We start from the raw sequence: 484 nt of genomic DNA on the forward strand, positions 1-484 counted from the left end.
TCATTCCCCTGAAATATTTGTAGAGTTCGATGTATCATCAAAAGGTTTAGAAATTTTATTGGATGAACAAGGTCATCAAATTGAACATTACATTTTTGCTAATGTAGGTACAGGTACTTCTTTCCACTATTTTGATGGAAAAGACCAGCAACGTGTTGGAGGTGTAGGTACCGGAGGCGGGATGATACAAGGTTTAGGCTATTTATTGTCCAATATAACAGATTATAAAGAATTAACGAATTTAGCTCAAAATGGAGATCGTGATGCCATTGATTTAAAAGTAAAACATATTTATAAAGATACTGAACCACCAATTCCTGGAGATTTAACAGCAGCAAATTTTGGAAATGTATTACATCACTTAGATAATCAGTTTACATCAGCTAACAAACTTGCCTCTGCAATTGGCGTCGTTGGTGAAGTTATAACAACTATGGCTATTACTTTAGCACGTGAATATAAGACTAATCACGTTGTATATATC

General features: G+C 34.1%; 1 protein-coding gene. It reads left to right on the top strand.

Translation table 11 applies throughout. The features are described from left to right. Nucleotides 1-484 (top strand): type II pantothenate kinase (coaW, locus tag AC1DNI_RS22780; protein WP_477693528.1); only part of this gene is annotated, 484 nt, incomplete at both ends.

It is taken from the genome of Phyllobacterium sp. 01N428 (assembly GCF_056399405.1).